Raw genomic sequence first — 16409 nt, forward strand, 5'->3', positions numbered from 1 at the left:
TAGTTTATCAAGCTAAAAACTTACCAGGAAAAGTATTTGTGTTAGTTGATATCTTACGACAAAGGGTTCAAATACAGCCTGACCAAAAAGCCTATATCTTCCTCGAAAATGGAGAAACTGAATCGCACAGCCTCACCTACAGAGAATTAGATAGACAAGCGAGAGCGATCGCATCGCATCTTGAGCAATGGCGAGGAGAACGGGTTTTATTATTGTATCCTTCTGGATTAGAGTTTATTACAGCATTCTTCGGTTGTTTATATGCAGGGGTAATAGCTGTCCCAGTTTATCCTCCCAGACGTAATCAGAAGCTCTCGCGGCTACTTTCCATAGTCAATGATGCTCAAGCTAAATTAGCACTAACAACCACATCAATACTGATTGACATTCAGAAACTATGTGAAGAGGAAGCAGACTTAACCCTATTAACGTTTATAGCTACTGATACCATTGAAGCTAAAGTTCAAGAATTTCTGCCTGAATCAGTGACACCAGAGAGTTTGGCATTTTTGCAATACACTTCTGGTTCTACTGGAACACCTAAAGGGGTAATGGTTACTCATGGAAATATAATCCACAACCAGAGGCTAATTCATCAGGCTTTTGGTCATACGGAGAAAAGTATCGTTGTTGGGTGGTTGCCTTTATTCCATGATATGGGGTTAATTGGTAATGTTTTACAGCCTATTTATTTAGGAATTCCCTGCATCCTGATACCGCCAATAGCGTTTCTGCAAAAGCCAATTCGTTGGTTAACAACAATTTCTAAATATAGAGCAACTACCAGTGGTGGTCCCAATTTTGCTTATGATTTATGCGTAAAAAAAGTTCAACCAGAAGAATTAGCTGATCTTGACTTGAGCAGTTGGGATCTAGCTTTCAATGGAGCAGAACCAATAAGGGCAGAAACTTTAAAGCAATTTGCTGAAAAATTTGCCTGTTGTGGTTTTAACTACCGAGCTTTTTATCCTTGTTATGGGATGGCTGAGACGACTTTGTTTGCTACAGGTGGGAACAAGAATCAATTTCCAGTGATTGAGTCGGTATCAGCCCGCAAGCTAGAAGAAAATTTAGTGGTAGAGAGTGAACACTCATCACCTCTAAGTCGAGTACTAGTCGGTGTTGGTCGTCCTTATATAGACACAACAGTAATTATTGTTAATCCAGATTCTTTAACTTGCTGTGAAAAAGGGCAAGTAGGAGAGATTTGGGTTAGTGGTGGAAGTACTGCTTGTGGGTATTGGAATCGTTCAGGAGCAACACAAGAAACGTTTCAAGCTTATCTAGAAGATACGGGAAACGGACCATTTCTTCGCACAGGAGACTTGGGATTTTTTCTCAATGGGGAGTTGTTTGTTACAGGACGACTTAAAGATGTGATCATCATCCGAGGGCAAAACCATTATCCCCAAGACATCGAACTGACAGTTCAGAACAGCCATCCAGCACTACGACATAATTGTGGTGGAGCTTTCTCTCTTGAAGTACAAGGGGAAGAAAGATTAGTAGTTGTGCAGGAAGTAGAACGTAGTTACCTAAAACAACTAAACGTTGATGAAGTAGTGGGAGCTATCCGTAAAGCTGTCTCACTAGATCATCAACTACAAGTTTACGGAATAGTCCTCCTAAAACCTGCTACTATTCCCAAAACTTCTAGTGGTAAGATTCAACGTTATGCTTGTCGTAAGTTATTCCTAGAGGGTGGTCTTCAATCGGTAGCAATTTGGAGATCTGACAACGTTCCTTTGTCTTTTAAGTTATCGCTTAATTAATTTTATAAAAAGGAGTCAGAAGACAGAATTCAGGAGTCAGAATACAAAACCCTTTCCCGGATGGTGTTTTAGGAAAAGTTCCAACCCTATCTCGATAACGAGTAGACGAGGTTTTAACCAGCATTTATCATTCTGACTCCTGGCTCCTGACTCCTGAATTCTTTTTTATAAAAGTATTGCAATTTAAACAAATCTCGATGATAGATACAGTAAATATGTACCAATTGACATCATCTAAAACTAGCCAAAAGCGAGCTGATACACTAATAAATTGGCTTCGGGAATATAATAATAACCGCATTAACTCCCGTTTGATTGACGAACGTCGTTGTATTCCCCCTTACATCGTCTTGGATTTTGGTAACCAAGGTCTTATGGGAATGCAAGTTTCAGAAGCCTATGGAGGGTTGGGACTCAAAAGCTTTGATGTAGTAAGGATCATGAGTCAGCTTGGGGCTATAGATCTTTCTCTTGCCATCTTTGTGGGTTTGAATAATTCTCTGGGAATTCGACCAATCGAAAATTATGCCACCCAAGCAGTTAAGGATGAACTATTGCCTATTCTAGCTCAAGGTCGTCAATTAGCTTCGTTCGCGCTTACTGAATCAGTCGCGGGTTCTGCTGTCAGAAACATTTCTGCACAAGCCATCCCAGATACTACAGGCGGTTGGCACCTGCATGGAACCAAGATTTGGAGCGGTTCTTCTTCTTGGGCAGGAGTTATTAATACTTTTGTGCAGCAGTATGATGCTGAAAATCGACCTCTAGGTATGACTGGCTTTGTGGTGCGTCAAGGAACATCGGGCTTGCGTCCTGGACCTGAAGCTCTGACTATGGGACTGCGGGGTATGGTGCAAAATACCATGTATTTCAATGGAGTACGTGTGACTCCAGAAGATTTATTAAGCGAACCAGGAAAAGGCATGATAGTAGCTCAAGATGCTATGATGTTTACTCGACTGGGTCTTGCTGGTATATGTGTTGGTGGAATGAAACGTTGTGTTCAACTGCTCCAGCGCTATGCTAGTCGTCGCAAAATCAGTACTGGTATTCTTTTAAATAATCCCTTCACTCTTACCTGTTTAAGTAGTCTCACGGCAGCTATTACAACGGTAGAAACCTTTGTCAGTACAGTAGCTAGTTTCTTGGATGCAGGCAGGTTTGTTCCAGAAGAAGCTTTTGTTGTCTGTAAAACATCTGCTCCAGAATTACTTTGGCAAGCAGTAGATTGGACTCTGCAGCTTTTAGGTGGTCGTGGATATATAGAGACTAACATAGTACCACAAATTTTCCGCGATGCTAGAATACTTCGGATTTTTGAAGGTCCAACAGAAACTCTCTATATGTATTTAGGTTCGAGTATTCTGCATGGTAGCGAATCTCTTTTTAAATTTTTAGTTGACGGTTTACACGCACCTGCAATAGCAAACCGCTTGCAAGATCTTGCTAATGAAATTAATAGCCGATGTTTAGGAGTTAATGCGCCTTTCTCAAAGCGTTCGTCAGCAATAGGTTGGGGACAAATAGTGATTGGCGAAATAGCTACTTATGGGTTTCTGTTGGCTGCATTAGAGTATCAAGCAACTAATTTTTCCTCACCAGAGTTGCATCGTGCTGCTGAATGGACTAGGTTACAATTTGAGCAAATTATTAAAAAAGCTTTGGATGGAACTCCGACAAAATCAGTTCTACTTGAGGCAGACACAGTCACTGATGTGATTGCTAATTATACTCAAACTATTGGCGATCTCGAACAGACTCTTTCAGGAGAAGACGACGAAATTAATGAACTGCTGCGCAAATCGGCTGTAGATTCTCACAAAATCACTCAGCCAGTTGAGCTAGATACACTCGCTCTGAAAGATAGCAGTATTAATTTGTTACCAACAACTACTGACTCACTATCTCCAACTAGTGAGTCGATTAAACAATGGGTAGTGGAGTGGTTCGCAAAAGAATTAAAACTGACACCTCAAGCGATCGATCCCGGTAAATCTTTTGCTGAATACGGTTTAGATTCAGTTCTAGCAGTAGAGTTTGCAGAAAATTTAGGCGACTGGTTAGGAGAAGAATTAGATCCAACTATCGCTTGGAACTTCCCAACAATAGAATCTCTAGCAATTCACTTAGCTAGCAAATCACAGCCTGATTCGTTGCCATTACCAAATCAAAGAACACTGGAGGAAGACGAGCTTTCGGAAGATGATATTGCACTGTCAATTGCTGGTGGGCTGCAACGATTAGAAACTTTATTGATGGATAATTACAGATGAGCAACAAAAAAGTTGATCCAATTTACTCATCAAAGCGGTTGCTTCTATCTCTCAATGAAGCAATTAAAAAACTAGAAGCTCTTGAACACGACAAGACTGAACCAATAGCGATTATTGGGATGGGATGTCGTTTTCCTGGTCAGGTGAATCACCCTGAAACCTATTGGAATTTTCTATACAATGGGATTGATGCTATTACTGAAGTTCCCTTAGAGCGGTGGGATTACAATACACATTATGATTCTAATCCAAACGCTCCAGGAAAAACCTACACTCGACATGGTGCTTTTCTAGAAGATATAGATCAATTTGATCCTCAGTTTTTTGGTATTTCTCCCAGAGAAGCAGGTGCTATTGACCCTCAACAAAGACTATTATTAGAGGTCACTTGGGAAGCTTTAGAACATAGTGGGCAAGCTCCAGAAAAACTCAGAGGTAGTCAGACAGGAGTGTTTCTGGGATTTTTTCTAGAAGAGTACTCACGCTTTTCCGTTAGTTCTGGTGATTACTTGAGCATTGATCCGTATAATAGTTTAGGAACTTTGCGACCATTAGCCGCCGGACGCTTAGCATATGTGTTTGATTGGCAAGGACCAACTTTTCAAGTTAATACTTCTTGCTCCTCTTCTTTAGTAGCTATACACCTTGCTTGTCAAAGCCTACGTGCTAAAGAATCTAACCTTGCTTTAGCTGGTGGAGTCAACCTCATTCTCACTCCAGAGGTAACAATTGGTCTTTCTAAACTGAAAGCTTTATCCCCAGATGGTCATTGCAAAACTTTTGATGCTGCGGCTAATGGCTATGTGCGCGGAGAAGGATGTGGGATGGTAGTACTCAAACGTTTGTCTGATGCTTTGGCTGATAAAGATAATATTCTTGCTATAATCAGTGGCTCAGCAGTTAATCATGATGGACGTAGTAATGGTATCACTGCTCCTAATGGGACTGCTCAAGAAGCTGTCATTCGTCAGGCGCTCAAAAATGCCAAGGTTGATCCAAAAAATATTCAATATGTAGAAACTCACGGAACAGGAACATCTTTAGGAGATCCTATTGAAGTTTTAGCTCTCAGCAAAGTTTTTGGTACAGGAAAAACTAAAGATTCTCCTCTGTACATTGGTTCTGTTAAAACTAACTTTGGTCATTTAGAAGGAGCAGCTGGAGTTGCATCTTTAATGAAAGTGGTTTTGGCTTTGCAACATCAGCAAATTCCACCTCATCTTCACTTTCAAACTCCAAATCCTCATATCCCTTGGGAGAAAATTCCTTTTGAAGTGCCAACTGAACCTATTTCTTGGTTAGAAAAAGGGGGGAGTAGATTAGCTGGAGTCAGCTCTTTTGGCATGAGTGGAACCAATGTTCATTTGATTGTTGAACAAGCTCCAGAACTTGAAATTCCAACACCTACAACTGAGCGTCCCTTACACATTTTCACTCTTTCTACCCAAACTTCAGAAGCTTTACAATCTTTAGCTAAGAGCTATGAAACCTTTTTAGATACTCATCCAAAAACTTCGCTTGCTGATCTTTGCTTCACTGCTAATACCGGGCGATCGCATTTTAACCACCGTTTAGCAATTATTACATCTGATAAACACGAATTAGCGGATAAATTAGCAAAAATTATTGCTGAAGAAGAAGCTAGTGGAGTATTTTTTGGAACAATATATAGTAATACTAAATCACCTAGAATTGCCTTTTTGTTTACCGGACAGTCTTCTCAATATATCAACATGGGAAGACAACTTTATGAAACACAACCTGTTTTTCGGCGTTCCTTAGAAAGATGTGAAAGTATTCTAGAACCTTATTTAAATAAATCTATTTTAAATATTCTTTATCCTGAAGATAATCAAGATTTAAATACTTCTATTATTAATCAAACCGCTTATACTCAACCTGTCTTATTTGCTATTGAATATGCTCTTTTTCAATTATGGCAAAGCTGGGGAATAAACCCAGATGTGGTTATGGGTCATAGTGTAGGAGAATATGTTGCAGCAACAGTAGCAGGAATTTTCAGTTTAGAAGATGGTTTAAAGCTGATTGCTACTCGCGGTAAATTAATGCAACAGTTACCTGCTGGTGGGATGATGGTATCCCTAATGGCTCCTGTGGAGGAGGTAAAAACCGCGATCGCAGACAAGCCAGATGTTGCTATTGCTGCTTTCAATGGTTCTCACAGCACAGTCATTTCTGGGAAAGAGGATGTTGTTCGAGATATAGCTGCTCAAATAGAAGCTAAAGGCTATAAAACTAAAGAACTACAAGTTTCTCATGCCTTTCATTCTCCTTTGATGGAGCCAATAGTGGCAGAGTTTAAACAAGTCGCTGAGCAAGTCAGCTACTCTCAACCTCGAATTAAGTTAGTTTCCAATGTTACAGGGAAGATAGCTAGTGAAGAAGTGTTAACCCCTGAGTATTGGTGTCGCCATATCCTCTCCCCTGTTAACTTTGCAACAGGAATGCAAACTTTACATGAACAAGGGTGTGAAGTCTTTCTAGAATGCGGATCAAAACCAGTTTTGCTGACAATGGGAAGATCGTGTCTACCGGAGGGTGCAGGGATATGGTTACCTTCATTGAGATTTGGACAAGACGATTGGCAACAGATGCTTAGCAGTCTTGCTCAACTATACGCTACAGGTGTGAAAGTGGACTGGCAAGGCTTTGACCTAGAGTATCCTCAACGATGCAAAGTAGTTTTGCCCACTTATCCATTTCAAAGACAAAGCTATTGGTGTAATACAAAAGAGTCTACAACCATGACCACTAACTCCTGTGCAGTATCTGGGGTTTATTCTCAAGAACAGCAAAAGCAAAACACTCCACAACGGAGAGAGAAGATTTTAGTAGAATTGCGATCGCTGATTGGTGGTGTGTTACAACTTCCCCCTGATAAAGTAGATATTCACAAGTCCTTGTTGGAAATGGGGGCAGATTCTATTGTCCTTTTAGAAGCATCTCAAAACTTACAAGAAAGTTTCGGGGTTAGTTTTACCATGCGTCAGTTATTTGAAGAGCTAAACACCTTAGATGCTCTTAGCAAGTATATTGACAGTCATCTGCCTGATGAGTTCAACTTAGAAGATCCAGCAGTCAATCAGGTAAACACCTCTACTGTAAATACCTCACCTGTTAAACCAGAATCTCCGAACCATAGTACAAGTTCAAATATAGAGTCGGAACCAACCAAAGTAAGCTTTACAGAAAATCAGCAGCCGAACCTTTTAAATAATACCCCTGTCGCCAATCAAGTTGCCACAACTGCTTTAGAACTAATTATGAGCCAGCAGTTGCAAACTATGGCTCAAGTTTCTGAGAAAGTTCTTGCTCAGATGTCTCAGCTAATGACAGAGCAACTTTCTGTTTTAAAAAATCAGAGTATAGCAACTGATACCAAACCAACAAATCAAGCCTTTGTAGTTTCCTCTTCATCTGAGGCTGTTAAAAGCAATCCTATTATTCAAAAACAAGCTTTTCAGACTACCCGTACTGAAGAACCAGAATTTTTGGGGAAGCAGGGTGATCTCAAACCAACTTTAGCCAAGCCTCAACAAAGCCCCTCACAAGGTAAAACTACTTTACAAACGGATAAAGTGATGCAGTTCAGTCTGTATTACTTTGGCACCTACAACGCAGAATTTACCCAGGATAAATACTCCCTTTTATTTGAAGGTGCAAAATTTGCAGATCGAAATAACTTTACTGCCATTTGGTTTCCAGAGCGACACTTTCATGCTTTTGGGGGATTTTCACCCAATCCAGCGTTACTTGCAGCCGCTTTAAGTCGAGAAACCCAGTCAATTCAGCTACGAGCTGGGAGTGTTGTTCTCCCTATCCAACATCCAATTCGGGTTGTCGAGGACTGGTCTGTAGTTGATAATATTTCTCAAGGACGAGTAGGGATTGCCGTTGCCTCTGGTTGGCATCCTAATGACTTTATTTTTGCTCCAGATGCTTATGACCATCGGCGTGATCTGTTGTTTGAGGGCATTGAAACAGTTCATAAGCTCTGGCGAGGAGAACCAATTCCGTTTATTAATGGAGCAGGAAATCCCACAGAGATCAAAATCTTTCCGATGCCCATGCAAAAAACTCTACCAACTTGGGTGACAATTGTTAGTAATCCAGAAACTTATATTAAAGCAGGGCAAATTGGTGCTGGAGTTTTAACCAATCTCATGGGTCAAACTGTTGAAGAGCTTGCTCGCAATATTCAACTTTATCGGCAAACTCTAGCTCAACACGGACATGAGCCAACATCTGGTCAAGTAACAGTGTTACTCCATACTTTTGTTGGTAATAACTTGCAACAAGTGCTTGAAGTTGCTCGTCAACCTTTTTATAATTACTTATCTTCATCTCTGGAATTATTCCAATCACTGCTCAAAAGTCAAGGCTTGTCAGCCGAGAAATTTGAGCAGCTTTCCCAAGATGACAAAAACTATATCTTGTCCACTGCCTATGATCGTTATGTTCAGACTAGTGCCTTAATTGGCACACCCGAGTCTTGTAGTCCAATTGTAGAAAAGTTACTCGCCATTGGGGTTGATGAAATTGCTTGCTTGGTAGATTTTGGGGTAGATTCAGAAAATGTTTTAGCCAATTTGCCTTACTTGAATGCACTAAGGGAAAATTTTCAAAACTCTCGGACTTTTCCAGAGCGATCGCCAGATCTAGACTGGTTGTATACTATTGAATGGCACAATAAACCAAGTTCTATTGTTGGGGATCAAATAAACCTAACCCAGGCAGCAGGACAGTGGTTAATCTTTGCAGACAAACAGGGTATTGGAAATTCCTTAGCTGATCAACTCGCTGCACAAGGTCAAGCTTGTTCTCTTATTTATCCCTCAAGTAGCCAAACTATATCAGATACTCATAACATTCACATAGTTGATCCAACAGACTCTAATGCGTTCAGTGATCTGTTAGAAAGCTATACATTAAATGACCAATTACCAATTAAAGGGATTGTCCATCTTTGGAGCCTCAACGCTCCTACAAGTGAGAACTTAACTGTTGATATTCTTGAGGAAGTCCAACAACTCATTTGTGGTAGTGCACTTTCTGTGGTGCAAGCAACTATCAGCAAAATTAATTCTCAGGATATCCCTCCTAAATTTTGGTTTGTTACCCAGCAAGCCGTTATGCTCGGTAACACGCCCCCTACTGGATTTGTCCAAGCTTCTTTATGGGGGTTTGCTCGTACCGTGGCTATGGAATACCCTAATAATTGGGGTGGTGTGATTGATTTAGATACATATCATTCTCTTGAGGAGCGCGCTAGAAAATTACTGATCGAACTAACTACCCCTCAGGGTGAAGATCAAATTGCACTACATCAGGGAGAGCGCTATGTCCCTCGTTTAGCTCGCTATTCAACTGCTGATGAAGTCATTCGCGCCTCAGATTTTGGTAATAGCTTGATTAAGTCAAATCCTAGTAGGGAATTGGTAGGAACTTGTTTAATTACTGGAGGATTGGGCGTTTTAGGCATTAAGTTGGCTCAATGGCTCGTGTCTCAAGGAGTTAAACATCTGGTTCTGTGTGGACGTCAAGCGCCTTCACCAGAGGTTCAGCAAACCATAGACGAATTAGAAAAGGCGGGAATAAATATTAAAGTAGCGCAAGCAGATGTAACTAATGCTACTGAAGTATCCGGGTTATTAGCTCAAATAAAAAATAAACAGCAAGAAAGCAACTTTCCAGAGCTTCGTAATATTTTCCACCTCGCAGGAGTTATTGATGATAAAGGGTTGACGCAGCAAACCTGGCAGCAGTTTAAGACTGTTTTAGATCCTAAGGTTTTAGGTACCTGGAATCTACATACATTGACCCAAGACATACCCCTTGATCACTTTGTGGTCTTTTCGTCAATCGTAGCTTTGTTAGGATCTCCCGGTCAAAGTAACTATGGGGCTGCTAACGCTTTTATTGATGCTTTAATACACTACCGCCGGGCTAAAGGATTACCAGGATTAAGCTTGAACTGGGGAGGCTGGAGTGAAGCTAAAGTGACCAGCCATTTTAATTCTCGTCTTCAGCAACTTTGGAAAGACTATCTTAATCAGCGCTGGCAAGAGGCTGGTATTCAGTTAATTGCTCCTGAGCAAGGCTTTCGGGTATTGGAACAATTACTGAAGAGTACAATTGCTCAAGTTGGTATTATACCAATAAATTGGTCACGGTTCAGTCAAACTCCCAGCATCAATCAACGACCACTTTTGTCAAATTTTATTAACCCTGTAAATTCTTCAGATACCACGCCCATTAGAATTCCCCTCAGTGAAGCACAAAAGCAACTGTGGTTTTTAGCTCAAATTTCAGAAGCAGGATCAGTTGCTTACCATAGTAGCGCTTACATGGAGTTACGAGGTCAACTAACGCTAGAGTTTCTCAGGCAGGCTATCCAGCAAGTTGTGAACCGTCATGAAGCTCTACGAACTGTGATCGATCCTCAAGGGGAATGGCAGGAAATTTTACCCAGTGTCAGGTTGGAAGTACCTTTAATTGATCACTCTTCCCAGTTGGCGAAAGCAGAAAATGACCAGCAGGTACAACTAAGTACATGGCTAAGAGAAATAAATTGTCAACCTCTGGATCTAACAATTGCCCCTTTACTCCGTATTCAGGTACTCAAGCTTGCACCTCAACGCCATGTTCTTGTAATTGTTGCTCATCACATTGTGGTAGACGGGTGGTCTGCAGAAAATATTTTGCAGGAAATTAGCTTATTCTATACTGATCTCTGCACGGGTTTAGTAACTTCTTTTAAGTCACCTCTACAGTTTAGAGAGTTTTTAACCTGGCAAAACCAGCAAAGCCAAACTGAGGCTATGGCAGCACACAAGTCTTTTTGGCTAGAGCAGTTCGCAACAGAGCCGCCAGTACTGGAGTTACCAACAGATCAAATTCGTCCTCCTGTCAAAACCTATAGAGCTGGACGCCAGCACTTAGAACTTGACCCAAACTTTTGCCAAGAGTTGCGATCATTCAGCCAGGAGCAAAGATGTACTTTGTTCATGACTTTGCTAACAGGTTATCTGATCCTACTCCATCGCCTTACTGGACAAAATGAGCTTGTGGTTGGAATTCCGACTAGTGGGCGATCGCTTGCTGGAAGTCAAACAATGGTTGGTCACGCCTCCCATTTATTACCCATTCAAAGTTTACTAGAACCTGAAAACATCACAGCCCAAGAGTTTTTAGCTCGTGTTCGCACTAAGTTGCTTGATGCCTACGAGCATCAGGACTATCCTTTTGCAGAACTTTTAAATCAACTTGATCTGGGGAGCGATCGCAGTCGTCCGCCTTTAGTGTCTGTAACCTTTAACCTAGAACCACCGCTTCCTACTGCGCCAATGGGGGATTTAGAGATAAAGCTGCTCCCACGACCTTTAGATTTCAATCATTATGATCTTGAGTTTAACGTGATTGATCTCAAGACACACTTAGTATTAGAGGCTGATTATAATAAGGACTTATTTCAGGAAGCCACCATACAGCGATGGATAGGTCATTTCTGTGCTGTATTGCAAGCAATTCTCCACAACCCCCAACAAAATGTAACCACTCTACCGTTGTTAAGCGAGCAAGAACGTTATCAACTGTTACGAGAATGGAATAATACGACAGTCAAGTATTCTCAGGAGGAGTGCATCCATAAGCTATTTGAAGCCCAGGTGGAGTCCACCCCCAATGCTATAGCGGTGGTTTTTGAGGATGAGCAAGTTACTTATCACGAATTGAATACCCGCGCTAATCAGTTAGCTCACTATCTCCAAAGCTTAGGTGTGGAACCTGAAGTATTAGTGGGCGTTTTTGTGGAACGTTCGATTGAAATGGTAGTCGGTTTATTAGCGATTCTCAAGGCGGGTGGTGCATATATACCCCTTGACCCGGCTTATCCAGAGGAACGTCTGAGGGAGATGTTAAATGATTCTCAGGCATCGATAGTATTGACTCAACAGAAGTTGCAGTCTAGGCTTAGAGAATATTCAGTAAAGATAGTTAATTTAGATACACAATGGCAAGTCATATCTCAAGAGTCTGAAGATAATCCTGTTAGTGATGTGCAGGCTAACAATTTAGCCTATGTAATTTACACATCAGGTTCTACAGGAAAACCCAAAGGAGTGATGATTTGTCATAAGAGTTTGGTAAATGTTTACTGGGGTTGGGAAGAAGCTTATCAGTTGCAGAGCCACACTAGCAGCTATCTACAAATGGCAAGCTTCTCGTTTGACGTCTTTACCGGAGATATCGTGCGTGCGTTGTGTTCTGGAGGAAAGTTAGTACTTTGTCCCAGAGAATTATTATTAATGCCAGAAAAGCTTTATGAGCTAATGCAAAAAGAGAAAGTAGATTGTGGCGATTTTGTACCGGCTGTAATTAGGAACTTAATGAGATATCTGGAAACAACCGGGCAGAACCTAGACTTTCTAAGAGTATTATCAGTAGGTTCAGATAGCTGGTATATAGAAGAGTATAAACAGTTGCAGAAATTGTGTACTTCAAGCACTCGTGTCATTAACTCGTATGGTGTGAGCGAAAGCACTATTGACAGTTGCTATTTTGAAAGCACAGCACTTAACCTACCATCAGATTGTTTAGTCCCAATTGGTAGACCCTTTAGCAACACAGAAATCTACATTCTGGATACACATTTAGAACCAGTACCTATTGGCGTTCCAGGAGATTTGTACATTGGCGGGGCGGGGTTAGCGCGGGGGTATCTGAATCTCCCTGAGTTGACAAAAGAAAAATTTATCCCAAATCCGTTGAGAGCGAGCAGGGGAGCAGGGGAGCAGGGGAGCAAGGGAGCAGGGGGGAAATTGCAGCACTTTTTGCCCTTGGTTTCTTCTGAGCGGCTTTATAAAACTGGGGATTTGGCACGATATTTGCCTGATGGTAATATTGAATTTCTCGGTCGCGTCGATAACCAAGTGAAGATTCGTGGTTTCCGTATTGAATTAACGGAAATCGAAGCAGTTCTTCACAACCACCCCCAAATCCAACAAGCTGTAGTTATTGTCAGAGAAGATATTCCAGGAAATAAACGCTTAGTTGCTTATGTAGACACGATAGAGCGATCGCTCACCAGCAACCAACTACGTGAGTTTCTCACATCGAAACTACCACAATACATGATGCCTAGTGCGTTTGTTATTGTAGACTCCCTACCTTTAACAGCTAACGGCAAAATAGATCGCAAAGCACTACCAGCACCTGACGGAGAAATTGACCGAGAACAGGAATACGTAGCACCAGGTACAGAAATAGAACAAAAATTAACCAAAATTTGGGAAGAACTGCTACTCAAAGAAAAAGTCAGTATCCACGATAACTTCTTTGAAATTGGTGGCGATTCTATCCTCAGCATTCAAGTAGTTTCTCGTGCTAGAAGCTCAGGAATACAAATTACCCCCAAACAAATATTCCAACATCAAACTATCGCCCAACTAGCCAAAGTTGCGAATACAACACTAACTGTCACTGGTCAACAAGGAATAGTGACTGGCTCTGCTCCTCTAACGCCAATTCAACAGTGGTTTTTTGCACAAAACATGCAAGAAGCACACCATTATAACCAGTCAGTGTTATTGCAGGTTCCCAATCATTTGCAACCTGAATTAATCAAAACAGCCTTGAAAAAATTGCTAGAGCATCACGATGCTCTACGTCTACGATTCACATCAGTTGCATCTGAGTACAAACAAGTAAACCATACCCCAGATGATGGTGTACCATTCACCGTAATAGACTTATCATCAACTCCTACGCTAGAGCAACCACAAGCCTTAGAAAAAATAGCCACAGAATTTCAAGCTCGTTTAAACTTGTCAGATGGTTCCTTGATGCAAGTGGTGATGTTTAACTTGGGTAGAGAATGTGATGCACGTCTACTCATTATTATTCATCACCTAGCAGTAGACGGTGTGAGTTGGCGAATTTTATTATCAGATCTAGAACAAATTTATCAACAACTCATTACTCAACAACCAATACAACTAGCTGCTAAAACGACAGCATTTATTGATTGGGCAAAAAAATTAAAAGAATATGCACAATCAGACATTATCAAACAAGAGTTAGGATATTGGGTAAACCAACCGTGGTCATTAACAACACAACTACCGTTAGATTACGCTCACACTGAACAAGAAAATACTGTTGGTAGTGCAGCTTCTGTGTCAGTAAAATTGAGTGTCGAAGAAACTCAAGCTCTCCTGGGGTCAATCAATGAGGCTTACAACACACAAATAAATGATATACTACTAACTGCATTAGCACTTTCATTGGCTGAATGGACGGGTAATGCAGCATTAGTAATTGACTTAGAAGGACATGGTAGAGAAGAACTCTTTACAGATGTAGACTTATCTCGGACAGTAGGTTGGTTCACCAGTTTGTTTCCAGTCTTATTACAACTACCAGAAGTAGATCAACTTGCATCAGTTATCAAGTCAATTAAAGAAAAGTTACGAGGAATTCCTAATAGGGGTATCGGTTACGGAATATTACGTTATTTGTGTGAAGAGATTACCATTAGTGAACAACTACAGACAATTCCTACTCCAGAAATTTGTTTTAACTACTTAGGTCAATTTGACCAAATACAATCTGCAACTGGTTGGAATTTCACGTCAGAATCGACCGGTGATCACAATAGTTCAAAGCAAATTCGTAGCTATTTGTTAGAGATTGATGCCCTAGTGGTAGAAGGTGAACTACAAATTGATTGGACTTACAGTAGTAATCTTCATACTCGTACTACGGTAGAAAAATTAGCATGTAGCTATGTTGAAAAAGTCAGAACAATAATAGAACACTGTCATTCGGAAGATAGTTTTGGATGTACACCTAGTGACTTCTCATTAGCAAAGCTGACTCAAAAAGAACTGGATGAGTTATTGAATGAATTCAACCCTAAAAATATTGAATCAATTTATCCTCTTTCTCCTGTGCAGCAAGGGATGTTGTTCCATAGCCTTTATTCTCCTGAAAGCGGAGTCTATAGTGAAAGGATAAGTTTTAGTATTAAGGGTAATATTGATTTTACTGCTTTTAAAAATGCTTGGAAAAAAGTTTTAGATAGGCATTCAGCGTTACGTACATTCTTTGTGTGGGAAAATCAACAAACCCCACTACAAATAGTGCTAAAACATGTTGATTTATCTTGGAACAATCTTGATTGGAGAGGAATATCTCTAACGGAGCAGCAACAGAAATTAAAAGAGTTTTTGGATGCACAAAGAAAAACTGGGTTTAATTTAAACCAAGCACCATTGATGAAGTGTACGTTAATTCAACTAAGTGAAGACAGTTGCACATTCATCTGGAACCATCATCACATTCTTATTGATGGATGGTGTTTGTCAATTCTCCTTAAAGAAGTTCTCAGTTTTTACGAAGCCTCAGCGAGTGGTAAAACTCTTTATTTGCCAACACCATCTCCTTATCAGGATTATATTACTTGGTTGCATTCTCAAGACAAAAAAGCTGCTATCGAGTTTTGGCAGCAAACTTTGCGAGGTTTTAAAGCTCCCACTTCCCTAATAGTACATAGAGCTAAATCTGAAAAACAACGACAACCATCGGATTACAAAAAACTTGAATTACGTTTATCTGCTGAAATCAGCCGCCAGTTACAATCCATAGCAAAACAGCATCGTGTGACTTTATCGAGTATAGTGCAAGGTGCATGGGGTTTACTATTAAGTCATTACAGTGGTGAACAAGATGTAGTATTTGGTGTGAGTGTTTCTGGTAGAACTGGCAGTTTGCCTGGGGTAGAAAATATGGTAGGATTGCTGATAAATTCCCTTCCATTACGTTTGCAAATATCACCACAGCAGCAAATAATACCTTGGCTCAAACAAATACAACAGTCAATTGTCGAATTACAGGAGTACTCTTACACTCCCCTATTTGAGATTCAATCAGTGAGCGAACTACCATCAGGAACGCCTTTATTTCAGAGTCTTGTAGGATTTCAGAATTATCCAATTGATACTTCTTTGTTAGGTAAAAATAGTGTGCTAGAAACAAGCAATATAGAGAGTGTGGGGCAAAATAATTATCCACTAACTGTACTTGCAGTACCTAGAGATGAAATCTTGATTGAGATTGATTACGATACTTATCATTTTGAAGGAAACACAATAGTATCAATATCAAAGTATTTGCAAACTATTTTCTCAGGAATCGCGGAAAATCCTCAACGGACTGTTAGTGAATTAACTTTAATTAAAGAATCAGAAAAACAAGAATTGTCAAAACAATCTCTAAAAAAATTAAAACAAATTAAGCGTAACTTAATTAAAGTAGAAAGCGTTGTTAACTGAAGCTATCAATT

At 40.4% G+C, this 16409-nt stretch carries 3 protein-coding genes; all 3 read left to right on the forward strand.

The genetic code is table 11. The annotated features are described in order from the left end of the window. Positions 1-38 precede the first annotated feature (38 nt). The gene (locus tag G4P69_RS08080; protein ID WP_310834044.1) at positions 39-1772 is read left to right on the forward strand and encodes a fatty acyl-AMP ligase; all 1734 of its coding nucleotides are present in this window, start codon (positions 39-41) and stop codon (positions 1770-1772) included. 197 nt (positions 1773-1969) lie between these two features. Next, complete coding sequence (locus tag G4P69_RS08085; protein WP_208349270.1) at positions 1970-4045, forward strand: acyl-CoA dehydrogenase family protein; 2076 nt, start codon at positions 1970-1972, stop codon at positions 4043-4045. Further along, entirely contained in the window at positions 4042-16398 is a 12357-nt protein-coding gene (locus G4P69_RS08090; protein WP_208349271.1) for a non-ribosomal peptide synthetase/type I polyketide synthase, read from the forward strand. Before G4P69_RS08085 ends, G4P69_RS08090 begins: the two co-directional genes overlap by 4 nt. Positions 16399-16409: the final 11 nt, after the last annotated feature.

It is taken from the genome of Aetokthonos hydrillicola CCALA 1050, from assembly GCF_017591665.1.
Lineage (GTDB): Bacteria > Cyanobacteriota > Cyanobacteriia > Cyanobacteriales > Nostocaceae > Aetokthonos > Aetokthonos hydrillicola.